The 23938-nt window shown below is 61.5% G+C and carries 17 protein-coding genes and 1 rRNA gene; 12 read left to right on the top strand and 6 right to left on the bottom strand.

Features of this window, described 5'->3' with window-relative positions:
* Positions 1 to 2 precede the first annotated feature (2 nt).
* The 7 genes from rrf to MF6394_RS28535 all read left to right on the top strand — a co-directional run bounded on the left by rrf (position 3) and on the right by MF6394_RS28535 (position 11926).
* Positions 3 to 118: ribosomal RNA gene (gene rrf, locus MF6394_RS28565) — 5S ribosomal RNA — on the top strand.
* A gap of 160 nt (positions 119 to 278) precedes the next feature.
* Positions 279 to 3731: an exodeoxyribonuclease V subunit gamma gene (gene recC, locus MF6394_RS28560; protein ID WP_078468034.1), complete on the top strand. Its 3453-nt coding sequence runs from the start codon at positions 279 to 281 to the stop codon at positions 3729 to 3731.
* Positions 3728 to 7399 (top strand): exodeoxyribonuclease V subunit beta, encoded by a 3672-nt coding sequence (gene recB, locus MF6394_RS28555; RefSeq protein ID WP_078468033.1) that lies wholly within the window; start codon positions 3728 to 3730, stop codon positions 7397 to 7399. The genes recC and recB overlap by 4 nt, the downstream gene beginning before the upstream one ends.
* A complete protein-coding gene (gene recD / locus MF6394_RS28550) occupies positions 7396 to 9465 on the top strand; it encodes an exodeoxyribonuclease V subunit alpha (protein WP_078468032.1) in 2070 nt (689 codons plus the stop codon). The genes recB and recD overlap by 4 nt, the downstream gene beginning before the upstream one ends.
* Positions 9466 to 9606: 141 nt before the next feature.
* The gene (locus MF6394_RS28545) at positions 9607 to 10173 is read left to right on the top strand and encodes a YfiR family protein (protein WP_044268525.1); all 567 of its coding nucleotides are present in this window, start codon (positions 9607 to 9609) and stop codon (positions 10171 to 10173) included.
* Positions 10170 to 11432, top strand: a complete 1263-nt coding sequence (locus tag MF6394_RS28540; RefSeq protein WP_044268522.1) for a diguanylate cyclase domain-containing protein — start codon at positions 10170 to 10172, stop codon at positions 11430 to 11432. The genes MF6394_RS28545 and MF6394_RS28540 overlap by 4 nt, the downstream gene beginning before the upstream one ends.
* A gap of 5 nt (positions 11433 to 11437) precedes the next feature.
* On the top strand, positions 11438 to 11926 hold the full coding sequence (locus MF6394_RS28535; RefSeq protein WP_078468031.1) for an OmpA family protein: 489 nt from the start codon (positions 11438 to 11440) through the stop codon (positions 11924 to 11926).
* A 144-nt stretch (positions 11927 to 12070) separates the two neighbouring features.
* Here MF6394_RS28535 and MF6394_RS28530 read toward each other — a convergent pair whose 3' ends face one another.
* Positions 12071 to 13018, bottom strand: coding sequence for a LysR family transcriptional regulator (locus tag MF6394_RS28530; protein WP_078468030.1), 948 nt, complete (start codon positions 13016 to 13018; stop codon positions 12071 to 12073).
* A gap of 131 nt (positions 13019 to 13149) precedes the next feature.
* Here MF6394_RS28530 and MF6394_RS28525 point away from each other — a divergent pair, with 131 nt between their 5' ends.
* Both MF6394_RS28525 and mmsB read left to right on the top strand, forming a co-directional pair.
* On the top strand, positions 13150 to 14667 hold the full coding sequence (locus tag MF6394_RS28525; protein WP_047711780.1) for a CoA-acylating methylmalonate-semialdehyde dehydrogenase: 1518 nt from the start codon (positions 13150 to 13152) through the stop codon (positions 14665 to 14667).
* Between the two features lie 15 nt (positions 14668 to 14682).
* Entirely contained in the window at positions 14683 to 15570 is an 888-nt protein-coding gene (gene mmsB / locus MF6394_RS28520) for a 3-hydroxyisobutyrate dehydrogenase (protein ID WP_078468029.1), read from the top strand.
* A gap of 47 nt (positions 15571 to 15617) precedes the next feature.
* Here mmsB and MF6394_RS28515 read toward each other — a convergent pair whose 3' ends face one another.
* The gene (locus MF6394_RS28515) at positions 15618 to 15962 is read right to left on the bottom strand and encodes a cupin domain-containing protein (protein ID WP_003230905.1); all 345 of its coding nucleotides are present in this window, start codon (positions 15960 to 15962) and stop codon (positions 15618 to 15620) included.
* A gap of 366 nt (positions 15963 to 16328) precedes the next feature.
* Between MF6394_RS28515 and kynB the strand changes: the two genes are divergently transcribed.
* Both kynB and kynA read left to right on the top strand, forming a co-directional pair.
* Positions 16329 to 16979 carry an arylformamidase gene (kynB, locus tag MF6394_RS28510; RefSeq protein ID WP_069557800.1) on the top strand — a complete coding sequence of 217 codons (651 nt, stop codon included), beginning with the start codon at positions 16329 to 16331 and terminating at the stop codon, positions 16977 to 16979.
* Entirely contained in the window at positions 16976 to 17848 is an 873-nt protein-coding gene (gene kynA, locus MF6394_RS28505; RefSeq protein ID WP_073521906.1) for a tryptophan 2,3-dioxygenase, read from the top strand. The genes kynB and kynA overlap by 4 nt, the downstream gene beginning before the upstream one ends.
* Before the next feature lie 142 nt (positions 17849 to 17990).
* Here kynA and MF6394_RS28500 read toward each other — a convergent pair whose 3' ends face one another.
* From MF6394_RS28500 to antA, 4 genes are all read right to left on the bottom strand, one after another.
* Complete coding sequence (locus tag MF6394_RS28500) at positions 17991 to 19391, bottom strand: amino acid permease (RefSeq protein ID WP_005791366.1); 1401 nt, start codon at positions 19389 to 19391, stop codon at positions 17991 to 17993.
* Positions 19392 to 19462: 71 nt separating this feature from the next.
* On the bottom strand, positions 19463 to 20470 hold the full coding sequence (gene antC / locus MF6394_RS28495) for an anthranilate 1,2-dioxygenase electron transfer component AntC (protein WP_078468028.1): 1008 nt from the start codon (positions 20468 to 20470) through the stop codon (positions 19463 to 19465).
* Positions 20471 to 20619: 149 nt separating this feature from the next.
* On the bottom strand, positions 20620 to 21111 hold the full coding sequence (gene antB, locus MF6394_RS28490; RefSeq protein ID WP_069557799.1) for an anthranilate 1,2-dioxygenase small subunit: 492 nt from the start codon (positions 21109 to 21111) through the stop codon (positions 20620 to 20622).
* On the bottom strand, positions 21111 to 22502 hold the full coding sequence (gene antA / locus MF6394_RS28485; RefSeq protein WP_047711775.1) for an anthranilate 1,2-dioxygenase large subunit: 1392 nt from the start codon (positions 22500 to 22502) through the stop codon (positions 21111 to 21113). Before antA ends, antB begins: the two co-directional genes overlap by 1 nt.
* A gap of 311 nt (positions 22503 to 22813) precedes the next feature.
* Here antA and MF6394_RS28480 point away from each other — a divergent pair, with 311 nt between their 5' ends.
* Positions 22814 to 23806 (top strand): AraC family transcriptional regulator, encoded by a 993-nt coding sequence (locus MF6394_RS28480; RefSeq protein WP_078468027.1) that lies wholly within the window; start codon positions 22814 to 22816, stop codon positions 23804 to 23806.
* The last annotated feature ends 132 nt before the right edge of the window (positions 23807 to 23938 follow it).

The following is a 23938-nucleotide window of genomic DNA, read 5'->3' as shown; positions in this document are numbered from 1 at the left end:
TTCTTGACGACCATAGAGCATTGGAACCACCTGATCCCATCCCGAACTCAGCAGTGAAACGATGCATCGCCGATGGTAGTGTGGGGTTTCCCCATGTGAGAGTAGGTCATCGTCAAGATTAAATTCCGAAACCCCAATTGCGAAAGCAGTTGGGGTTTTGTTTTGGGCGTTCGAAAAGTGTCCACCTTGTCCCCGTACACTTGTTCGTCCTGTGTCCGCCCCGTGCACCACAGTGCTAAAGTCCATCCCTCGATTTTGCTTTTCCCAAGGAAGCCGTTATGCCGGACGCGACGTCCCTCAGCCCTGGATTCATGGTGGTTCATGGCAACCGCCTGGACGAGCTGCGAAGCCTGGTGGTCAGTTGGATGCGCCGTTACCCACTGGCGCCTTTGGAAAACGAAATCGCCCTGGTACAAAGCAACGGCATTGCCCAGTGGCTCAAGCTGGCCTTGGCCGAAGACCCGCAAGCCGATGATATGGGCGGCTGTGGCATTGCCGCAGCCATCGACGTGCAACTGCCTGGCAGCTTTATGTGGCAGCTTTATCGCATGGTCTTGGGCCGTGATGAGATCCCGCCCAAGTCCCTGCTTGATAAAGCCCCGCTGACCTGGCGCCTCATGCGCCTGTTACCCGAGCTGATCGACCAACCGCACTTCGAGCCGCTGCAACGCTTCCTGACGCAAGACACCGACCTGCGCAAACGCTACCAACTCGCCGAGCGCCTGGCTGACTTGTTCGACCAATACCAGGTCTACCGTGCCGACTGGCTGGAAGATTGGGCCGCAGGCCGGCACCAACTGCGCAATGGTCGAGGCGATTCCAAACCGCTCAACCCAGCCAACTGCTGGCAAGCCGAGCTATGGCGCGCGCTGTTGTTGGATGTAGGTGCAGCAGGCATGGCCGAAAGCCGGGCCGGCGTTCATCAGCGCTTCATCGAGCGCATCAACAGCCTTGAACAAGCACCTCCCGGCTTGCCTCCCCGGGTGATTGTCTTCGGCATCTCATCGCTGCCGGCCCAGGCGCTGGAAGCCTTGGCGGGCTTGGCCCGTTTCAGCCAAGTTCTGCTCTGCGTGCATAACCCCTGCCGCCATCATTGGTCGGACATCGTCGCCGACAAGGACTTGCTGCGTAACGAATACAAACGCCAGGCGCGCAAAGCGGGCATGCCCGTCACGATCGACCCACAAACTTTGCACCAGCACGCCCATCCGCTGCTTGCTGCCTGGGGCAAGCAGGGCCGTGATTACATCAGTCTGTTGGACAGCTACGACGACCCCAACAGCTACCGCGCGGCATTCCGCGACGGTCGTATCGACCTGTTCAGCGACAGCGAACCCACCACGCTGCTCAACCAACTCCAGGACGATATCCTCGAACTGCGGCCGTTGAATGAAACCCGTGAACGGTGGCCCGCTGTCGACTTGCAACGCGATACTTCGATCCGTTTCCACATCGCCCACAGTGCCCAGCGCGAAGTGGAAATCCTCCACGACCAATTGCTCCATCGCTTCAGCGCCGACCCCACACTGCGTCCTCGGGACATCATCGTCATGGTCCCCGACGTCGACAGCTACGCGCCGCATATTCGCGCGGTCTTCGGCCAGCTCGAACGCCATGACCCACGCTTCATCCCCTTCACCCTCACAGACCAAGGCCAACGTGGCCGCGACCCGCTGTTGATTGCTGTGGAGCACCTGCTCAAACTCCCCGACAGCCGCTTCCCCGTCAGCGAAATCCTCGACCTGCTCGACGTCCCGGCCCTGCGCGAACGCTTCGCCATCAAAGAGCGTGATCTGCCCACCTTGCATCGCTGGATCGAAGGCGCCGGCATCCGCTGGGGGCTGAATGCCGAGCAACGCGCCGGTTTGGGCCTGCCCGCGGAACTGGAGCAAAACAGTTGGCGATTCGGCCTGCGCCGTATGCTGCTGGGCTATGCCGTCGGTACCGGCACGGCCTGCGACGGTATTGAACCTTATGACGAAATCGGTGGCCTCGATGCGGCCTTGATCGGCCCACTGGTCGCCTTGCTTGACGCCTTGAACGATGCCCATCAAGCGTTATCGGAACCCGCGTCGCCACAAACCTGGGGCGAGCGTCTACAACGGTTGATGCAGCTGTTTTTCCTGCCCAGCAGCGAGCACGATGACTACCTGCTGGGCCAGCTCGAACAATTAAGAGAAACCTGGCTGGAAACCTGCGAGTCCGTTGGTCTGCAAGACGAGTTACCCCTTACGGTCGTGCGTGAGGCATGGTTGGCCGGATTGGATCAGGGGCGCCTGTCCCAGCGCTTCCTGGCGGGGGCGGTCAATTTCTGTACGCTGATGCCTATGCGTGCGATCCCGTTCAAACTGGTTTGCCTGCTCGGCATGAACGACGGCGATTACCCGCGGGCCCAGCCACCGCTGGATTTTGACCTGATGGGCAGTGATTACCGCCCCGGCGACCGCTCTCGCCGCGAAGACGACCGCTACTTACTGCTCGAAGCGCTGCTGTCGGCCCGCGACCAGCTGTATATCAGCTGGGTAGGCCGCAGCATCCGTGACAACAGTGATCGCCCGGCCTCGGTGCTGATCGGCCAACTGCGCGACCACTTGGCCAGCGGCTGGCAGCACACCAACGACGATCAGCCGCTGATCGACGCAATGACCCAGGAACACCCCCTGCAACCCTTCAGCGCCCGCTACTTCCACGAAGGCGATCCGCTGTTCAGCTATGCCCGCGAATGGCAATGGCTGCATCAGGCACCGGCGGTCATCACCCAAGAGCAAGGCTTGGCCCCTCACCAACAGGAAGAGCCCCTGAGCCTCGGCCAGTTACAGGATTTCCTGCGCAACCCGGTCAAGCACTTCTTCAGCCAGCGCCTGAAAGTATTCTTCGAAGCTGCCGAAGTGCCGCTGGCTGACGAAGAACCCTTCGTGCTGGACGCGTTGCAACGTTACAACCTCAGCGACAGCCTGTTGAACGCGGCCCTCACCCAACCCGATCAACTCGATCAGGCGCTCAACGCCCAGGCCCTGCGCCTGCAAGGCAGCGGCCTGCTGCCGATGGTCGGTTTCGGTGAATGCCTGCGTAACGAGCTGATCGAGCCGCTGCCGGACCTGGTGCAACGCTATCAAGACCTTCTGGCGCTGTGGCCCACCCCGCATACCGGCGCTGAACCGATCAGCTTTGCGTACCAGGGCATCCAGCTGGAAGGTTGGATCAGCGGCCTGCACCGACGCAGTGATGGCGGGCTGTTAAGCGTCACCACCATCCCCAACAGCATTGGCTCGATCAAGACACGCAAGTGGCACCGCCTCATCCGCCCCTGGGTCAATCACGTGGTGGCCTGCGCCTGTGGCCTGCCCTTGAGCACCGGTCTGGTAGCCAGTGACGACACCTTACTGTTGGCCCCGCTGGACAAGGCCAGCGCCGAGGAAATCCTCGGCAACCTGCTTTTGGCCTGGCGCACGGGAATGAGTACACCGCTACCTGTCGCGGTGAAAACCGCGTTCGCCTGGCTCGGCCAGACTGACCCCGCCAAGGCCCAAGCGGCTGCGAGCAAAGCCTATGAAGGCGATGGCATCACCACTGACGGCGAACGCCGCGAAACGCCAGCCCTCACGCGGCAATTTCCCGACTACGCGGCCCTGGTCGCCAGCGAAGAGTTCGAAGGCTGGTGCGAAACCCTGTATCGCCCGCTGATCAACGCCCCCTGGCGATCGCTTTCCAGCACGGAGGCCAACGTATGATCGGCAAACCCTTGGCCCTGGCGTTCCCGCTCAAAGGCAGCCAGTTGATTGAAGCCAGTGCCGGCACCGGCAAGACCTTCACCATCTCCGCCTTGTACCTGCGCCTGGTGCTCGGCCATGGCGGCGATGAATCCGGTTTCGGCCGCGAGCTGCTGCCACCGCAAATCCTCGTGGTGACGTTCACCGACGCCGCCACCAAGGAGCTGCGAGAACGCATTCGCATCCGCCTGGCCGAAGCCGCGCGCTTCTTCCGTGACGAAATCGAACAGCCCGATGCGCTGATTGCCGACCTGCGCGAGCACTATGATCCGCAGCAATGGCCGGCCTGTGCCAATCGCCTGGACATCGCCGCGCAATGGATGGATGAAGCGGCGGTTTCGACGATCCACAGTTGGTGCCAGCGCATGCTGCGCGAACACGCGTTCGACAGCGGCAGCCTGTTTACACAAACCCTGGAAACTGACCATAGCGACCTGCTGGGCGAAGTGCTGCGCGACTACTGGCGCTTGTTCTGCTACCCAATGCATGACGATGCGCTCAACTGGGTGCGCAATAATTGGGGCGGCCCCGCGGCGCTGATGCCACGGGTGCGTGCATTGTTCGGCAGTGAGCGGCCCACCGACGAAACCCGCGAGCCAGCCGAACTGATCAGCGCCTGTTTGCAAGAACGCCGCGCCGCGCTGGTTACCCTCAAGGCCCCTTGGCAACAATGGGCCGCCGAGCTGCGGGATATCTGCCTGCAAGCCGTCGCCGCCAAAGCGGTCGACGGGCGCAAGATGCAAGCGCGTTACTTCGAACCCTGGTTCGAAAAGATCAGCGCCTGGGCCGCTGACGAAACTATGGAGCAACTGGATATCGGCACCGGCTTTACCCGCCTGACGCCCGATGGCATGGCCGAAGCCTGGAAAGGCGAGCCGCCGCAGCACCCCGGCATCCAAGCCATGGCCGGCCTCAAAGCCAGCCTCGACGCCTTGCCAACGCCCGACGCGGCGGTGCTGCAACACGCTGCCGGCTGGGTCGGCAAACGCTTCGAGGAAGAGAAACGTCGCCGCGCCGAGATGGGGTTTGACGACATGCTGATCCGCCTCAACGCCGCCCTCCAGGCAGACGGTGGCGAGCGCCTGGCCAGTGTGATCCGCGAGCAATTTCCGGTGGCCCTGATCGATGAATTCCAGGACACCGACCCGGTGCAATACAGCATCTTCGACAGCATCTACCGCATCGAGGAAAACCACCTCGACAGCGGCCTGTTCCTGATCGGCGACCCCAAGCAAGCGATCTACGCCTTTCGCGGCGCCGACATCTATACCTACCTGCGCGCCCGGCAGGCCACCACCGGCCGCCATCACACCCTGGGCACCAACTTCCGCTCCAGCCATGCGATGGTCGAGGCGGTGAACCATGTGTTCCAGCGTGCCGAAACCGGCCGTGGTGCGTTTCTGTTTCGCCAACCCGATGGCGACAACCCGGTGCCGTTCCATTCGGTACTGTCCCAAGGCCGTAGCGAGCAGTTGCAGGTCGACGGCCAGACGCTGCCGGCCATGAACCTTTGGCACCTGCCCAGCGACCAGCCGATTTCCAACGCGGTTTACCGTCAGCAACTGGCCGCCGCCTGCGCCACGCAGATCGTTGCGTTGCTCAATGGCGGCCAGCAAGGCAGCGCAGGCTTTGTGAAAGCGGGGCGCTTGAAGGGCGTGTTGCCGTCAGACATCGCCATCCTCGTGCGCGACGGCAAGGAAGCCCAAGCCGTACGTGCCGAACTGGCCAGCCGTGGCGTGCGCAGTGTGTACCTGTCGGATAAAGACTCGGTGTTTGCCGCCCAGGAAGCCCATGACCTGTTGGCCTGGCTCAAGGCTTGCGCGGAGCCGGACGTCGAACGGCCATTAAGGGCGGCCCTGGCCTGCGTCACCCTGAACCTGTCCCTGGCGGAGCTGGAGCGTCTGAACCAGGACGAGCTGGCGTGGGAATCGCGGGTGATGCAGTTTCGTGGCTACCGTGCCATCTGGCGTACCCAAGGCGTGTTGCCGATGCTGCGTCGCCTGCTCCACGACTTCAAGCTACCGCAAACCCTCATCGCCCGCAGTGATGGCGAGCGGGTGCTGACCAACCTGTTGCACCTCAGTGAGTTGTTGCAACAGGCCGCCTCGGAACTGGATGGCGAGCAGGCATTGATCCGTCATTTGGCCGAGCATCTGGCGCTGTCAGGGCAGGCCGGTGAAGAGCAGATCCTGCGTCTGGAAAGCGACGAGCAACTGGTCAAAGTGGTGACCATCCACAAATCCAAGGGCCTGGAATACGACTTGGTGTTCTTGCCGTTCATCTGTTCGGCCAAGCCCGTGGATGGCAGTCGCTTGCCGCTGCATTATCACGATGAACAGGGCAAGTCCCAGGTAAGCCTACGACCCACGGCCGAGCTGATCGCCCAAGCCGATGACGAGCGCTTGGCTGAAGACCTGCGTTTGTTCTACGTGGCCTTGACCCGCGCCAAACATGCCTGCTGGCTGGGCATCGCCGACCTCAAGCGCGGCAATAACAGCAGCTCGGTCTTGCACCTCTCAGCGCTGGGCTATCTGCTGGGAGCCGGCGCGTCGTTGGGCGAATCAGCGGGTCTGGCGCGCTGGTTGTTTGACTTGCAGCAAGGCTGCGCGGCCATCCGTTATGACCTTGTGCCAGACGCCCAAGACATCTTGTTCCACCCGCCGCGCAACCAAGCGACCTTGCTTGCGCCGTTGCTGCCTGTACGCAAGGCCGCAGAAAACTGGTGGATTGCCTCCTACAGCGCCTTGCGCATCGGCGACAGCATGAGCGCCGCCAACCTCGAAGCGCCCGAAAGCCCACAGGCCCAGAAGCTGTTCGATGACGAACGCCTCGACCCCAATGCCCCTCGGGAAACGGTCGCGTCCGGCGGGGATATTCACCGTTTCCCACGCGGTCCCAACCCAGGCACCTTCCTTCACGGCTTGTTGGAGTGGGCCGGTGAAGAAGGTTTCAACGTGACTCCAGAGGCGATCGAAAAAGCCGTGGGCGCACGCTGTAACCGCCGCAACTGGGAAGGCTGGATCGTCACCCTCAGCGGCTGGCTGCAGCACCTGCTGCAAACGCCGCTGCCGCTGCACAACGAGCGCTTCACCCTCAGCGGCCTGCAGCAGTACCAGATCGAGATGGAATTCTGGTTCGCCAGTCACACCGTCGACGTGCTCGCCCTCGACAAACTGGTGTGCCAGCACACCCATGGCGGCATGTCCCGCGTGGCCGCCGAGCCCGTCCTGCTCAACGGCATGTTCAAAGGCTTTATCGACCTGACGTTCGAGCACGATGGCCGTTACTACGTGGCCGACTACAAATCCAATTGGCTTGGCCCTGACGACTCGGCCTACACCCAGGACGCCATGGAACACTCGATTCTCGAGCATCGGTACGACCTGCAATACGTACTTTACCTGCTGGCCTTGCACCGCCAGCTCAAGGCGCGCCTGCCCCATTACGATTATGACCAGCACGTCGGCGGTGCCCTGTACCTGTTCCTGCGCGGTAGCCAGTCGGTGAGCCAGGGCGCGTATTTCACTCGACCGCCCCGTGAGTTGATCGAAAGCCTGGACCTGTTGTTCCAGGGCAAGCCCATCCCACCCAAGGTTGAGCCTGCGTGGGAACAAGGAGTGCTGTTATGAGCCTGTCGCCGTTACCGCTGGAGGCGCTTTTGCCGCTTGATCGCGCCGCCGACCTGCTGCAGTTGCTTGCGCGTTGGGTCGAGCGGGGATGGCTGCGGGCCTTGGACAAAGCCTTCGTCGGCTTCCTGTACGAGTTGGATCCAAACGCCGATCCGCTGGTGCTGCTGGCGGCGGCTTTGACCAGCCATCAACTGGGGCATGGCCACGTCTGCCTGGATGTGTTCGAAACCCTCAAGGCGCCGGATTTCGCCCTGTCATTGCCGCCCGAAGGCGACCTGCACACCGGCGCCATGCTGCTGCCCTCGCAGTTGCTGCACGGCCTGGATGGCGGCCATTGGTGCCATGCTCTGGCTTCAAGCCCGTTGGTCGCGCTGGCCGTCGATGGCAGCGAGGAGGCCCGCAGCCGCCCGTTGGTGTTGTCCGGCAAGCGCCTGTACCTGCGCCGTTACTGGACCTACGAGCGGCGTATCGACCACGCCCTGCGCCTGCGCCTGGCCAGCGTGGAAGACGCCGCGGCCGATCTGCCGCAACGGCTCAATCGCCTGTTCGACCAGCCTGCGCCCGATGGGGTGATTGACTGGCAAAAGCTCGCCTGCGCCCTGGCGACCCGCGGCGCCTTCAGCATCGTCACTGGCGGCCCCGGTACCGGCAAGACCACCACCGTGGTGCGCCTGCTCGCGCTGTTGCAGGCGCCCGCCGTGGAGTCCGGCAGCCCGTTGCGCATCCGCCTGGCCGCGCCCACCGGTAAAGCCGCTGCCCGCCTGACCGAATCCATCAGCCAGCAAGTGCTGTCACTGACAGTGCCCGACAACGTGCGGGAAAAAATCCCGACCCAAGTCACCACGGTCCACCGCCTGTTGGGCAGTCGTCCCGGCACTCGGCATTTTCGTCATCACCTGGGCAACCCGTTGCCCTTGGATGTGCTGGTGGTGGACGAAGCCTCAATGATCGACCTGGAAATGATGGCCAACCTGCTCGACGCTCTGCCGCCTCACGCACGCCTGGTATTGCTGGGCGACAAGGACCAACTGGCCTCGGTAGAAGCGGGGGCCGTACTTGGCGATTTGTGCCGCGATGCCGAAGCCGGCTGGTACAGCCCGCAGACTCGCCACTGGTTGCAAGCCGTCAGCGGTGAAGACCTCAGCACCAGCGGCCTGCAAGAAGACCTCGATGGCAGCCATCCCCTGGCCCAGCAAGTAGTGATGCTGCGCTATTCGCGCCGCTTCGGTGAGGGCAGCGGTATCGGCCAACTGGCGCGTTGGGTCAACCAGCAAAATGCCGAAGAGGCCCGCCAGCTGCTAGCCGCAGGCCGTCACGACGACCTGTTCTGTGTCAGCCTCAAGGGCGAACATGACCACGCCCTTGAGCGCCTGGTCCTGGACGGGCAGGGCGATGGCGCCCAGGGTTACCGCTACTACCTGAACCTGCTGCAATCGGCGCGTCCCTCTGCCGACATACCGCGTGACGATCCAGCCTGGACCGCTTGGGCGCAACAATTGCTGCACGCCTTCGACGCGTTTCAGCTGCTGTGCGCCGTGCGAAAAGGCCCCTGGGGCGTCGAAGGGCTCAACCTGCGCATCACTGCCGCATTGCGCAAAGTACGCCTGATCGAAGGTGACGAGCAGTGGTACGAAGGCCGCCCCGTGCTGATGACCCGCAACGACTATGGCCTGGGCCTGATGAACGGCGACATCGGCATTGCGCTGAAATTGCCCGAAAGCGATGGCGGCCCCCACGTGCTGCGGGTGGCTTTTCCACGTAACGATGGCCAGGGCGGCGTGCGCTTTGTATTGCCCAGCCGCTTGAATGATGTGGAAACCGTGTACGCCATGACCGTGCACAAATCCCAGGGCTCGGAGTTCACTCACACCGCGCTGATCCTGCCGGATGCCCTCAACCCGGTGCTGACCAAAGAGCTGATCTATACCGGTATCACCCGTGCCAAGCGCTGGTTTAGCCTGATCGAGCCGCGCGGCGGCGTGTTTGAGGAAGCGGTGCGGCGCAAGGTCAAGCGTCTGAGCGGGTTGATGTTGGAGTTGGACCTTCCGTCTGAAAAAAATGACTGATAGGTCAGGCGATATTTCTCATTCAGACGTCTGATTTTTCTGAAAAAATAGCGAGCCCCTCGAATGCTGTGCTTCGTGGGGATGTCCACCGCTGTGCTATCGTTGCGGCATCACCCTGAAAACCCTTGAGAGTATCGCTGCATGAACGTGGCTGTCTCGCCCAAAGCGCGCAGTTTGAGTTGGAGACGCCTGTTACTGGTGACGGTGCTGTGCCTGCTTGCGCCGCGCGTATTTGCGCAGACGCCCAGCCTGGCCGAGCACCGTGCCCAGGCGGTGACCCAAGTGGTGCTCGGTATCCTCAGTTACGCCCGTTGGCCGGTTGAGCCTGCGCAATTGCGGCTGTGCATTGTCGGGCCGACTCAGTACACCGATGACCTGGTCAAAGGCACCACCCAGGCCACCGGACGTCCGGTGCTGGTGCGGCGCTTGCTGGTCGATCATCCGGATATCGTCAATGCCTGTGATGCCGTCTACATTGGCAAAATCACCTCCGATGAACGCAACCGCCTGTTTACCTCATTGATCGGCCATCCCGTACTCAGCATCAGCGAAGGGGGCGACCAGTGCACGGTGGGCAGCCTGTTCTGCCTGCGCGTCAGCGATGAGCAGGTGTCGTTCGAGGTCAACCTGGATTCCGTCGCTCGTAGCGGCGTGCGCATCCATCCCAGTGTGTTGCAGTTGTCCCGTCGTCGAGCGCCTGGCTCATGAGTCGCGATAAAGTGCGGCCGACCCTGCGCTCGGTAATTGCCCGCGGGCATATGATCCTGGCGCTGGTAGCAGTGACCCTGGCCAGTGTGTCCCTGACCCTGCTGGGCGTACTTGCCCTGCGGGTTTACGCCGAGCACAACCTGCACCTGATCGCCCGCTCGATCAACTACACCGTGGAAGCAGCCGTGGTGTTCAACGACAGTGCGGCGGCCACCGAAGCCCTGAGCCTGATTGCCTCGACCGAAGAAGTGGCCCAGGCAGAAGTATTCGATATCAACGGCAAGCTGCTGGCGCGCTGGGTTCGCCCGGAAACCGGCATGTTGTCACGGGTCGAGCTGCAAATAGCGCACGCCCTGCTCGAACAGCCCATCAGCCAGCCGATCCTGCGCCAAGGGCAAACCGTCGGCAGCATCCATCTGGTCGGCCACGGTGGCAGCCTGTTGCGCTTCTTGCTCAGTGGCTTGATCGGGATTCTGATCTGCACCGCCCTCAGCGCCTGGGTGGCGTTGCATCTGTCACGGCGTCTGTTAAATGGTATCACCGTGCCATTACAACGCTTGGCTGCCGTCGCCCACGCCGCCCGCAGCGAGCGAGACTTCGACCGCCGCGTACCCTCGGCGCAGATCGCCGAACTCGACAGCCTAGGCAGCGACTTCAACGCCCTGCTCGGCGAGATGGAGGCCTGGCAGAGCCACTTGCAAAGCGAAAACGAAACCCTGGCCCACCAGGCCAGCCACGACAGCCTCACCGGCCTGCCCAACCGCGCGTTCTTCGAAGGCCGGCTGATCCGTGCCTTGCGCAGCGCGGCCAAGGTCAACGAGCGGGTGGCGGTGCTGTTCCTCGACAGCGACCGTTTCAAAGACATCAACGACCGCTTTGGCCATGCCGCCGGCGACGCCGTGCTGGTGGCCGTTGCCGAGCGCGTGCGGGCGCAACTGCGCGAGGACGACCTAGTGGCGCGCCTGGGCGGCGATGAATTTGCGGTATTGCTGGCGCCCCTGCACAAGGCCGAAGACGCCCAGCGCATCGCCGACAAAATCATTGCCAGCATGGACATGCCGATTCCACTGCCTGGAGACACCCAGGTGTTGACCTCCCTCAGTATCGGCATTGCGATTTATCCCGAGCATGGCGCCACACCCGGCACCTTGCTCAACGCCGCCGACGCGGCGATGTACCAGGCCAAACGACTGTCCTCGGGCGGCCAGCAAACGGCGGAGTCGGAGCACTCCGTCGCCAACGTTCAACACAGGAGTTGATTCCCTTGTTCGCTAACACACGCGTTTTATTTATTTCTTTGCTCGTGGCCTTCCTGGCCCTCAGCGGCTGCCAGACGCCACCCAAAGGCCTGACCCCGGCGCAAGTCGCCGTGCTCAAGCAACAAGGTTTCGAGCTGACCGATGAAGGCTGGGCCTTCGGCCTGTCCGGCAAAGTGCTGTTTGGCAGCGACGTCGAAACCCTCAACAAACCCAGCACCGACATCGTCGAACGCATCGGTAGCGCCCTGGTTGGCGCCGGCATCGAGCGCGTGCGCGTTGACGGCCATACCGACGCCTCGGGCAAAGAACCCTACAACGTGGCCCTGTCCCTGCGCCGCGCTAAAAGCGTGGGCAAGGTGCTGACCCGCGTGGGCATGAAAGAAGAAAACATCCAACTGCGCGGCCTGGGCAGCAGCGAGCCGGTGGCAACGAACACGACCCCAGCAGGCCGCACCGAGAACCGCCGGGTCTCCATCGTTGTGATCGCAGACTAAGCGGGTTCACCTTTCCCCAAGCTGAAACCCATTCAAAATGTGGGAGCGGGCTTGCTCGCGAAGGCGGTGTAACAGTAACGGCAAGGCTGACTGACCCACCGCATTCGCGAGCAAGCCCGCTCCCACATTTGTTTTGCGGTGACCTTAGTCCGCAAACCGCATCTCCCGCGTCTGCCCCATCAACAACCCCTGATTCTGCTCCGTCACCTCCCTGATGTAATCCCACAACAACGTAATCCGCTTCAACTTCCTCAAATCCTCCCGGCAATACATCCAGAACTGCCGCGTAATCGCAATCTGCTCCCCCAGCACCGGCAGCAAGCGCGGGTCCTGCGCGGCCAGGAAGCACGGCAATATCGCCATCGACCGGCCTTGCTGGGCCGCCACGTACTGCGCGATCACGCTGGTACTGCGCAAACTCGCGCTGGCGCCGGGCACCACATTGGCCAAGTACAGCAACTCCGAGCTGAAGGCCAAATCATCCACATAGCTGATAAACGGATGCTCGGCCAAATCCGCAGGTTTGCCGATCGGCGGGTGTTGGTCGAGGTAGTCCTGGGTGGCGTAGAGCTGCAGCTTGTAGTCGCACAGTTTGCAGCACACATACGGCCCGTGTTCCGGGCGTTCCAGGGCGATGACGATGTCGGCTTCGCGCTTGGACAGGCTGATGAAGTGGGGCAGGGGCAGGATGTCCACCGAGATCGCGGGATAAGTGTCGACGAAATGGCTCAGTTGCGGGGTGACGAAAAAGCTGCCGAAACCTTCGGTGCAACCCATTCGCACGTGGCCCGACAGCGCCACGCCGGAGCCGGACACCTGTTCGCAGGCCATGTGCAGCGTGCTTTCAATGGATTCGGCGTAACCCAGCAACCGCTGGCCTTCGCTGGTGAGCACGAAGCCGTTGGTCCGGGATTTTTCGAACAGCAGCGTGCCGAGGGACACTTCCAGAGAGCTGATGCGCCGCGACACGGTGGTGTAGTCCACCGCCAGGCGCTTGGCGGCGACGCTGGCCTTGCGGGTGCGGGCCACTTCGAGGAAAAACTTCAGGTCATCCCAGTTCAGGGCGCCGAGGGAGGTGATGTTTTTTTGCATATTGGACCGGCTTTTATGTGCGTTCTTATTAGAGATTTGCACATCTATACTCCAAAAACAGTCCGAACGCCTCATTCTTCAAGGCGATTCACGCGCCTTGTCTCTGTATAAATATAAGAGTTGGAGACCACATGAACGCATCTGCCGATATTTCCGTGCAACCGGTCAAGTTGCTGATCAACGGCGAGTGGGTCGAGTCCAAGACCACCGAGTGGCAAGACATCGTCAACCCCGCCACCCAGCAAGTGCTGGCCAAAGTCCCGTTTGCCACCGCCGATGAAGTCAACGCCGCCATCGACGCTGCCCATCAAGCGTTCCAGACCTGGAAACTCACGCCGATCGGCGCGCGCATGCGCATCATGCTCAAGCTGCAAGCCTTGATCCGCGAACATTCCAAGCGTATCGCCGTGGTCCTTAGCGCCGAGCAGGGTAAGACCATTGCCGATGCCGAGGGCGATATTTTCCGTGGCCTGGAAGTGGTGGAGCACGCCTGTTCCATCGGCACCCTGCAAATGGGTGAGTTCGCCGAGAACGTGGCCGGCGGCGTGGATACCTACACCCTGCGCCAGCCTATCGGCGTGTGCGCCGGCATTACCCCGTTCAACTTCCCGGCGATGATTCCGCTGTGGATGTTCCCGATGGCGATTGCCTGCGGTAACACCTTCGTCCTCAAACCTTCCGAGCAAGACCCGCTGTCGACCCTGCTGCTGGTGGAGCTGGCGTTGGAAGCCGGTGTACCGGCCGGCGTGCTCAACGTGGTGCATGGCGGCAAGGACGTGGTGGATGCGCTGTGCACTCACAAAGACATCAAGGCGGTGTCCTTCGTCGGTTCGACGGCTGTGGGCACCCATGTCTACGACCTGGCTGGCAAACACGGCAAGCGTGTGCAGTCGATGATGGGCGCCAAGAACCACGCGGTGGTGCTGCCGGATGCTAACCGAGAACACACCCTCAACGCCCTGGTCGGTGCCGGTTTCGGCGCGGCTGGCCAGCGTTGCATGGCCACCTCGGTGGTGGTGCTGGTGGGCGCGGCCAAGCAGTGGCTGCCAGACCTCAAGGCCCTGGCACAAAAGCTCAAGGTCAACGCCGGCAGCGAAGCGGGCACGGATGTCGGCCCGGTGATCTCCAAGCGCGCCAAGGCACGTATCCTGGAACTGATCGAAAGCGGCGTGAAACAAGGCGCCAAGCTGGAGCTGGACGGCCGCGACATCAAGGTGCCGGGCTTTGAGCAAGGCAACTTTGTCGGCCCCACCCTGTTCTCAGGCGTGACCACCGACATGCGCATCTACACCGAAGAAATCTTCGGCCCGGTACTGGTGGTGCTGGAAGTCGATACCCTCGATGAAGCCATCGCCCTGGTCAACGCCAACCCGTTCGGTAACGGCACGGGCCTGTTCACCCAGAGCGGTGCGGCGGCGCGTAAATTCCAGAGCGAGATCGATGTGGGCCAGGTCGGCATCAACATCCCGATTCCGGTGCCAGTGCCGTTCTTCAGCTTCACTGGTTCGCGCGGTTCCAAGCTCGGCGACCTCGGCCCGTACGGCAAGCAAGTGGTGCAGTTCTACACCCAGACCAAAACCGTCACCAGCCGCTGGTTCGACGACAACACGGTCAACGATGGCGTCAACACCACCATCAACCTGCGCTGAACCTGGGAGACGACCATGAAGATTGCATTTATCGGCCTGGGCAACATGGGCGCGCCCATGGCCCGCAACCTGATCAAGGCTGGCCACGCGCTGAACCTGTTCGACCTGAACCAGGCTGTACTCAAGGAACTCGCCGAACTGGGCGGCACTATCAGCAGTTCACCGCGTGACGCCGCCCAAGGCGCCGAATTGGTGATTACCATGCTGCCGGCCGCCGCCCATGTACGCAGCGTGTGGCTCAATGAAGACGGCGTGCTCGCCGGCATCGGCAAAGGCGTGCCGGCGGTGGACTGCAGCACCATCGACCCGCAAACCATCCGTGATGTAGCGGCTGCGGCAGCCAAACAAGGCGTGGCAGTGGCCGATGCGCCGGTGTCCGGTGGCACCGGCGGTGCCCAGGCCGGGACGCTGACCTTCATGGTCGGCGCCAACCCGGAATTGTTCGCCACCCTGCAACCGGTGCTGGCGCAGATGGGCCGCAACATCGTGCACTGCGGTGATGTCGGCACTGGGCAAATCGCCAAGATCTGCAACAACCTGCTGCTGGGTATCAGCATGGTCGGCGTCAGTGAGGCCATGGCCCTGGGCGATGCCTTGGGCATCGACACTCAAGTGTTGGCGGGCATTATCAACAGCTCCACCGGGCGTTGCTGGAGCTCCGACACCTACAATCCTTGGCCAGGCGTGATTGAGACCGCGCCATCATCGCGTGGCTATACCGGTGGTTTTGGTGCCGACCTGATGCTCAAGGACCTGGGCCTGGCGACGGAAGCCGCACGCCAGGCACGCCAGCCGGTGATCCTCGGTGCGGTGGCCCAGCAGTTGTACCAATCCATGAGCCAGCGTGGGGAAGGGGGCAAGGACTTCTCGGCGATCATCAACAGCTATCGCAAGCCCAAATAAATACCTGTGGCGAGGGAGCAAGCTCCCTCGCCACAGGTTTTGCTGGGTCAGGCAAACACAAAATACTTACGCACCGTCTCGACCACTTCCCACGTCCCCTTCATTCCCGGTTCCACCACAAAGATATCCCCAGCCCGCAGGTGGATCGGCTCCATGCCTTCAGGCGTGATCACGCAGTAGCCTTCCTGGAAATGGCAGTATTCCCACTTCACGTATTCCACGTACCACTTGCCCGGTGTGCAGATCCAGGTGCCCATGATTTTGCTGCCGTCTTCGCTGGTGTAGGCGTTGAGGTTGACAGTGTGCGGGTCGCCTTCGAGCTTTTCCCATTTGCAGGCATCCAGGACCGGCAGTGGGTGGGTGTCGCGCAGTACGGTGATGGGCTTGGACATGATGACTCCGAGGCAAGGTAAGAAGATTCGAACCCTATAGCGTCGCAGCCAAGGCGGGTGGTCTGGACTCGACATCGGTATGCCCAGAAGCGCAGCAGAATGCGATCTCCGGGGCAGAGTGCAAATCCATGTGGGAGCGGGCTTGCTCGCGAAAGCGGTGTGACAGTCAAACAGATTATTGACTGACACACCGCCTTCGCGAGCAAGCCCGCTCCCACAGGTGGGCATCAAATGAATTTTTTAAGCGTGAATAAATCAATTCCTCGCAGTAACTGCGAAAGTTTTCCCGTGTCGCGCCAGAATTCGCAAGAAAATTCAGAGCTGGCCCTCGTATCATTCACCTCAGTACCCCGTGAGAGCCTTGCAATGAACCCAATAAAAACGTGGTGGGATATCAGCCCGCCCTTGAGCACGGCCACCCCGACCTGGCCGGGTGATACGCCGTTTCAGGAAGAGCGCGTGTGGCAGTTCGGCCCGGAGTGCCCGGTGAATGTGGGGCGCGTGACGCTGTCGCCGCACACCGGCGCCCATGTGGATGCGCCGCTGCATTACAGCGCAGACGGTGCGCCGATTGGCGAGGTGTCGCTGGACGTGTACATGGGCCCTTGCCGCGTGTTGCATTGCCTGGGCAGCGGCGCGTTGGTCGAGCCCCATCAGTTGCAAGGGCGTGTGGATAACGTGCCCGAGCGCGTGCTGCTGCGCACTTATCCACAAGTGCCGCTCACCGAATGGGATTCGAATTTCACCGCCATCGCGCCCCAAACCATTGAGCTGCTGGCCAGCCTGGGGGTGCGCCTGATCGGTATCGATACGCCGTCTCTGGACCCGCAACAGTCCAAGACCATGGATTCCCACAACGCCGTGGCTCGTCATGGTATGGCGATCCTCGAAGGCATCGTGCTCGATGACGTACCGGAGGGCGACTATGAATTGATCGCGCTGCCGCTGCGCTTCGCCAACCTGGACGCGAGCCCTGTGCGCGCCATTCTCCGCCCGCTCAAGGAGCCCACGCGATGAGCCAATGTCCTTTCTCACCAGACTATAAGCCTGCCGATAACCAACCCCCGGAAGAATGGCATAACGCCGAATTGAATTTCTCCGAGTCCATGAGCTATGGCGACTATCTGGACCTGGGCAAAGTCCTCAGTGCCCAGCACCCGCTGTCGCCGGACCACAACGAAATGCTCTTCATCATCCAGCACCAGACCTCGGAGCTGTGGATGAAGCTGATGCTCCACGAACTCAAGGCCGCCCGCGAACATGTGCGCCTGGGTGAGCTGCCGCCGGCATTCAAGATGCTGGCGCGGGTGTCGCGCATCTTTGATCAACTGGTGCACGCCTGGGCGGTACTGGCCACCATGACACCCTCGGAATACAAGGCAATTCGCCCGTTCCTGGGGCAGTCGTCGGGGTTCCAGTCGTTTCAGTACCGCGAGATCGAATTCATCCTCGGCAACAAAAGCCCGGCGCTGCTGCGGCCCCATGCCCATCGCCCGGAATTGCTGCAGCAATTGCAGGTGGCGATTGCCACGCCGTCGCTGTATGACGAGGCCGTAAACCTGATGGTCAAGGCGGGACTGGCGATTGATCCCAAACGCGCCGAGCGCGACCCGACCGCAGCCACGGTGCACGATGAATCGGTGGAAGCGGCCTGGCGCGAGGTGTATCGCGACCCGAGCCGTTACTGGGATTTGTATCAGTTGGCCGAGAAGTTTATCGACCTGGAAGATTCGTTCCGCCAATGGCGCTTCCGGCATGTCACCACGGTGGAGCGCATCATCGGCTTCCAGCCGGGCACCGGCGGCACCGAGGGCGTGGGCTATTTGCGCAAGATGCTCGATACGGTGTTGTTCCCCGAACTCTGGCGCGTACGCTCCACGCTTTAAACAAAAAGCCCCGGATTACCGGGGCTTTCATTTGGAACGCAATCCAAAATGTGGGAGCGGGCTTGCTCGCGAATGCGGTAGTTCAGTCAACGGATGTGTAGCTGACACTCCGCATTCGCGCGCAAGCCCGCTCCCACAGGGGTTACTGGGTTACGGCAACCTTCCCGTTTCTGATCCTAAACCGGTAGGCGATATAGATAATCCCCACCCACACCGGCATCGCATACACCGACTCGCGAATCCCCGGAATCGCCAGCATCACGCCGATGATCATCACCATGAACGCCAGGCACAGGTAGTTGCTGAACGGGAACCAGAAGGTCTTGAACGACGGCGTCACGCCTTGCTCGCCCATGGCCTTGCGGAACTTGATGTGGGTCAGGCTGATCAGCGCCCAGTTGATCATCAGCGACGCAACCACCAGCGCGAACAGCAACTCCAGCGCACTGTGCGGCGCCACGTAGTTGACCACCACGCACAGCATGGTCACCAGCGCCGAAATCGCCAGCGCCCGCAGCGGCACGCCTTGTTTGTTGAGCTTCATCAGCGCCTTGGGCGCATCACCTTGTTCGGCCAGGCCGAACAGCATGCGGCTGTTGCAATACACGCCGCTGTTGTACACCGACAACGCCGCGGTCAGCACCACGAAGTTGAGGATGTGGGCGGCGGTGTCGTTGCCGATCAGCGAGAAGATCTGCACAAACGGGCTGCCGCTGTAGGCATCGCCTGACGCGCCGAGGGTTTGCAGCAGTTGATCCCACGGGTACAGCGACAACAGTACGGTGAGTGCGCCGACGTAGAAGATCAGGATGCGGTACACCACCTGGTTGATCGCTTTGGGGATCACCTTGCGCGGCTCGCTGGCCTCGGCGGCAGTGATGCCGACCAGCTCCAGGCCACCGAACGAGAACATGATGAAGGCCATCGACATCAACAGCCCCATGCCGCCGTTGGGGAAGAACCCACCGTGGCTCCACAGGTTGCTGACCGAGGCTTGCGGGCCGCCGGTGCCGCTGAACAGCAGGTAGCAGCCGAGCACGATCATGCCGACAATCGCCACCACCTTGATGATGGCAAACCAGAATTCGGCTTCCCCGAAGAACTTCACGTTCAGGGTGTTGATCAGGTTCACCGCGACAAAGAACACCAGTGCGCTGACCCAGGTTGGAATTTCCGGCCACCAGAACTGGATGTACTTGCCCACCGCCGTCAACTCGGCCATGCCCACCAGCACGTAGAGCACCCAATAGTTCCAGCCCGCCAGGAAGCCTGCGTAACCACCCCAGTATTTGTGTGCGAAGTGGCTGAAGGACCCGGCCACCGGCTCTTCGACGATCATCTCGCCGAGCTGGCGCATGATCAGGAACGCGATAAACCCGGCCACCGCATACCCCAGGATCATCGACGGCCCCGCCGACTTGAGTACCCCGGCCGAGCCGAGGAACAAGCCTGTACCAATCGCCCCTCCCAAGGCGATCAGCTGAATGTGCCGGTTCTTCAGGCCTCGCTTGAGGCCCACCGGGTTAACCATGTCATCCGCCATTAACATTCCCTTCTACTTGTTTTTCTCAAGGGTGATTGCACGCCGCATCGGCCCCTCAGAACTGCTGAGGGTCAGATATTACTCTGGGTAAACTTTTCGTAATACAGCTGGACGCCATCAAGTGCCTGATCCGCCAGCCATTGTTGGATGGATTCGACCATTGGAGGAGGGCCGCACACGTACATATCCGCCGATCTGTCCCGCAATTCGGCCAGGTCGAAATGCTCGGTGAGGTAGCCGCGTTTGCCCGTCCACTCGGTTGAGGCGTCGCTCAGCACTTCGGTGTAGCGAAAGTTCGGGATTTTCGCCGCGTAGGCGTGGATACGCGCCGCTTCACATAAATCCTCAGCGCCGCGCACGCCGTAGTACAGGTGCACAGGTTGTGTGCAGCCCGTGACGGCCAGCTCATCGAGCATGCCCAACAACGCCGACAACCCGGTGCCGCCCGCCACCAGTACCAACGGTTGGGTGACATGCCGCAGATAGAACGCACCCAAGGGCGCCTCCATCAGCATTTCATCACCCACCTGGCAGCGTTCACGCAGGTAGTTGCTCATTATTCCATCGGGCAGCAGGCGTACCAGGAACTGCAATTGACTGCCCGGCCGGTTGGCGAAGGAGTAGGAGCGCCAGCTATCGGTGCCGGGCACTGACAGACGCGCGTATTGGCCCGGCAAAAAATCCAGAGGCTGGTCCAGTTGCACCTGCAAAATGGCGGTGCTGGTCGAGACCTGCTGCACCGCGCTCACCGTGCCGCGCACCTGCACGGGGCCTGGGGCGTTGCACAGGCTTGAATCGAAGTCGAAATAGAAGGTGGCGTCGGACTTCACCCGGGTCTGGCAACTGAGCATCTTGCGTTGTTGCAGGTCGAGGCTGGAGAGGGCTTCCTCGTCGACGTAGTCCTGGGTGTACTCGCCGGACTCGCAACGCCCTTGGCAGGTGCCGCACACGCCTTCGCGGCAATCGAGTGGGATCTTGATGCCGTTGCGCAGGGCCGCGTCCAACAGGATTTCATGGGCGCCCACCGGGAAGAACAGGGTCTTGCCATCGGCGAAGCTGAAGGCCACTTTGTGATTCATTCACATAACTCCGTGAATAGGTATGAACCCCTTGTAGGAGCGAGCTTGCTCGCGAAGAACGTCAACGATGACGCGGGACATCCTGAATGAACGCGGCGTACTTACGTTTTTCGCGAGCAAGCTCGCTCCTACAGGGCAGTGCACCACCGTTACAGGTGATAGAAATCCAGCACCGAGTTGATGGTGTCGTTGAGCAACAAGGCGTGCTTGCGCATGATCAACCAGCTGTCGCCCGCAGGCTTGAGGCGGTAAGTGGCATGCCCATAGAACTGCTCGGAGGTGGCCAGGCGATAAAACAACGTGTGCCAGTTCAAACGCACCTCCAACGTGCCGTCGGCCTGCTCGGCTATGCGTACGTTATTGATCAGGTGCAAGGTGCGCGGCATCGGCGCGGCGGAGGCGGCTTTGCCGGTGCGCAGGCGGAACACGCGGTCTTCCAGGCCCGAACGGTTGGCGTAGTAGATCAACGACATCTCGCGCTTGGGGTCTTGGGTGTAGACGTGTTCGGAATCCCATTGCGGCAGGTGGAATTCACTCTGTGGGTCAAATAACTCCACGTAGGCGTCCCAGTCCTGGGCGTCGCACAGCTCGGATTTGCGGTAGAAGAATTGCTCGATCTGGTACTGCAATTGCGCATTCATCACTTCACCTCCCGCAGTGCCAGGGCTCGCTGGTCCAAACCCTTGAGCAGGAACTGCTGCCAGTTGCGATGCTGGTTGACGTACAGGCCTTCATGGGTGAATTCGGTACCGGTCATCGCCGGTTGGATGCCGATGGCCTCGCTGTTGGGCGTCGGCCCGGTCTCCCAGCGATGGCTACCCCGTGAGATGTCGCTCCAGCGTTCCAGGCGGCCCTGGAAGCCGCGCTGGGCCTCGCGAAACTCCACCAGGTCATCGGGCGTGCCCATGCCGGAAACGTTGAAGAAGTCTTCGAACTGACGAATCCGGTTTTCGCGATCGGCGTCGGACTCACCCTTAACCCCCAGGCACTGGCTGATGATCTCGGTCTTGTTCCAGGCCACCGGGCGGATGATGCGCAACTGCGAACTGATCTGGTCGAGGAAGAACAGGCTGGGGTAGATGTTCAGGTTGCGCAGGCGGTGCATCATCCACTCGGCCTTCTGCTGGCCGTGTTCTTCTACCAGGCGCGGCATGATGGTGGCGTAGCCGGAGCGCACGCTGGGGTTGGGCATGTCGCTAAACAACACGCTGTGGCCGTTGTTGAAGGCGAACCAGCCGTCGTCGGTATTTGCGTCGCCCGCGCCGAGCTTGCTGTAGTCCAGCGTGGTGCTGGAACCTGCGCCGTTTTCGGTGTTGACCTGCTGGCGATGCTGCACGGTGGCCACGTAGTTGTAGTGCACGGTGCTGACGTGATATCCGTCCAGGCCGTTTTCGTTTTGCAGCTTCCAGTTGCCGTCGTAGGTGTAGGCGGACTTGCCCGGCAGCACTTCCAGCTCACCGGTGGCCGATTGCGCCACCATCATGTCGAAGAACACTTTGGCATCGCCCAGGAAGTCCTCCAGGCTGTTGGTGCCGTTCACGTCCAGGCTGATAAACACAAAGCCCCTGTAGCTTTCGATGCGCGCTTTTTTCAGGCCGCGGGTGGCCTTGTCGAAACCTTCCGGGTATTCCCCCGGCGCCTTGACCTTTACCAGTCGGCCATCGCTCTTGTAGCACCAGGCGTGGAACGGGCAGGTGAAGGTGGACTGGTTACCCTTGCCCACGCGGGTGAGGGTGGTACCGCGATGCTGGCAGGCGTTGATCAACGCGTTGAGTCGGCCTTCGCCGTCACGGGTGATGATCATCGGCTGGCGCCCGGCGCGCATCGTCACGAAGTCGTGGTTATTGGCCAGTTCGCTTTCGTGGCAGGCATAGATCCAGTTCTTCTCGAAGATCAGCTCCATCTCCAGGTCGAACAACTCGGGCTCGGTGAACATGTCGCGGGCGATGCGGAACACTTCATCCGCCGGGCGAAAGTCCAGGCAGCTTTCGATAAAGGATTTCCATTGCTCGACGGTTCTTGCACCACTCATGGGAGGCACCTTTTGATCATGGCTAAACGGTGAGCCATTAAGCGGCTGCGATGCGGTGGCGGGCTATCCGCTTAATGGGGGAACGTAGGCCGCAAAGTTGGGCAGCAAATACCCATGGCGGTGCGCGCCGGTGACGGCATGCGCTACTGTGATGGCGGGCGATGGTCGCAAAACCCTGGGGTTTATCCACATAGTCGACTGTTGCTATCCACTCAGTGAGAACTGCGCTGGCGTGGCCTGGAACTTGCTGTCGACGTTCAACGACGCGCCGTCAGAGCGCGCAAACGCCTAACCGCCGTGGGTGCACCCTGATGACTAGTCAGACACGCGATATTCATATTCAACGCTTCGACCTGGAGGGCGCGTGCAGCTGGATGTCCGGCATCTGCGGGCCCCATCGCCTGGCGACGGCAACGCCCGAGCGCCTGCGCTTTCACCACAGCGCCAACGTGTTCAAATCCCGCGCCACCACCCTGGGCGTGATCGAGTACGGCACCGATGTGACCATCGACATCGAAGACGCCGAGCACTTCAGCAGCTACAGCTTGAGCCTGCCACTGGTGGGCGAGCAGGAGCTGAGCAAGAACGGTGAGCGCCTCAGCTCCAACCGCGACCAGGGCGTGATCATTTCACCCAATGAGCATCAGGTGCTGGCGATTTCCGGTGACTGCCGCAAGTTGCAAGTGGTGATCACCCGCGCAGCGATGAGCGAGTCGCTGGAAGGTTTGCTGCAACGGCCCATTGATGCACCGCTGCGCTTTGAGTCGGTGATGGATGCCGTGGACGGCGCCCCGGCTTCGTGGTGGCGCATGGCGCGTTACTTCATCGCCGAACTGGAATGCAGCAGCGAACTGTACGAACAGGCGGCGTTTACTCGCGACCTGGAAAGCTCGCTGATCAAGGGCCTGATCCTGGCCCAACCAAATAACTACTCTGAAGAACTGCGCGACGTGCTGGGGGTGAAACTGCCGCACTACCTGATTCGCGCCCGGCAATTTATCCACGACAACGCCCGTGAAGCGCTGCACCTGGAAGACCTGGAAGCGGCGGCGGGCGTGTCGCGGTTCAAACTGTTCGATGCGTTTCGCAAGTACTTCGCGCTGTCGCCCATGGCGTATCTGAAGAAGCATCGGTTGGGGGCGGTGCGCCAGGAAATTCTGGAGCAGGGCTCGATTCGCACTATTTCTGAAATCGCGCTGGGGTGGGGGTTTACGCATTTGGGGCGGTTTTCGGCGGAGTACCGCAAGCTGTTCGATGAGTCGCCCAGCCAGACATTGCAGCGCAAGCGCCTGCGCGTTACTTGAACCGGCTGGGGATCAAAATGTGGGAGCTGGCTTGCCTGCGATAGCGGTCGGCCAATCAATACGATGCCAACTGATCCAACGCCATCGCAGGCAAGCCAGCTCCCACATGGACTATGGGGCGCCTGGAAAATC

The sequence above is a fragment of the Pseudomonas sp. MF6394 genome (genome assembly GCF_002018845.1).
Classification (GTDB): domain Bacteria; phylum Pseudomonadota; class Gammaproteobacteria; order Pseudomonadales; family Pseudomonadaceae; genus Aquipseudomonas; species Aquipseudomonas lactis.
Note: the sequence above shows the minus strand (reverse complement) of the source record. Positions and strands in the feature narration are given on the sequence as shown.

Coding starts and splice junctions, on each gene's coding strand:
- kynA (WP_073521906.1), top strand. CDS start 16,976: ATGAGCCAATGTCCTTTCTCACCAGACTATAAGCCTGCCGATAACCAA.
- MF6394_RS28525 (WP_047711780.1), top strand. CDS start 13,150: ATGAACGCATCTGCCGATATTTCCGTGCAACCGGTCAAGTTGCTGATC.
- antB (WP_069557799.1), bottom strand. CDS start 21,111: ATGAATGCGCAATTGCAGTACCAGATCGAGCAATTCTTCTACCGCAAA.
- MF6394_RS28545 (WP_044268525.1), top strand. CDS start 9,607: ATGAACGTGGCTGTCTCGCCCAAAGCGCGCAGTTTGAGTTGGAGACGC.
- MF6394_RS28540 (WP_044268522.1), top strand. CDS start 10,170: ATGAGTCGCGATAAAGTGCGGCCGACCCTGCGCTCGGTAATTGCCCGC.
- mmsB (WP_078468029.1), top strand. CDS start 14,683: ATGAAGATTGCATTTATCGGCCTGGGCAACATGGGCGCGCCCATGGCC.
- recB (WP_078468033.1), top strand. CDS start 3,728: ATGATCGGCAAACCCTTGGCCCTGGCGTTCCCGCTCAAAGGCAGCCAG.
- antA (WP_047711775.1), bottom strand. CDS start 22,502: ATGAGTGGTGCAAGAACCGTCGAGCAATGGAAATCCTTTATCGAAAGC.
- recC (WP_078468034.1), top strand. CDS start 279: ATGCCGGACGCGACGTCCCTCAGCCCTGGATTCATGGTGGTTCATGGC.
- kynB (WP_069557800.1), top strand. CDS start 16,329: ATGAACCCAATAAAAACGTGGTGGGATATCAGCCCGCCCTTGAGCACG.
- recD (WP_078468032.1), top strand. CDS start 7,396: ATGAGCCTGTCGCCGTTACCGCTGGAGGCGCTTTTGCCGCTTGATCGC.
- antC (WP_078468028.1), bottom strand. CDS start 20,470: ATGAATCACAAAGTGGCCTTCAGCTTCGCCGATGGCAAGACCCTGTTC.
- MF6394_RS28480 (WP_078468027.1), top strand. CDS start 22,814: ATGACTAGTCAGACACGCGATATTCATATTCAACGCTTCGACCTGGAG.
- MF6394_RS28530 (WP_078468030.1), bottom strand. CDS start 13,018: ATGCAAAAAAACATCACCTCCCTCGGCGCCCTGAACTGGGATGACCTG.
- MF6394_RS28500 (WP_005791366.1), bottom strand. CDS start 19,391: ATGGCGGATGACATGGTTAACCCGGTGGGCCTCAAGCGAGGCCTGAAG.
- MF6394_RS28515 (WP_003230905.1), bottom strand. CDS start 15,962: ATGTCCAAGCCCATCACCGTACTGCGCGACACCCACCCACTGCCGGTC.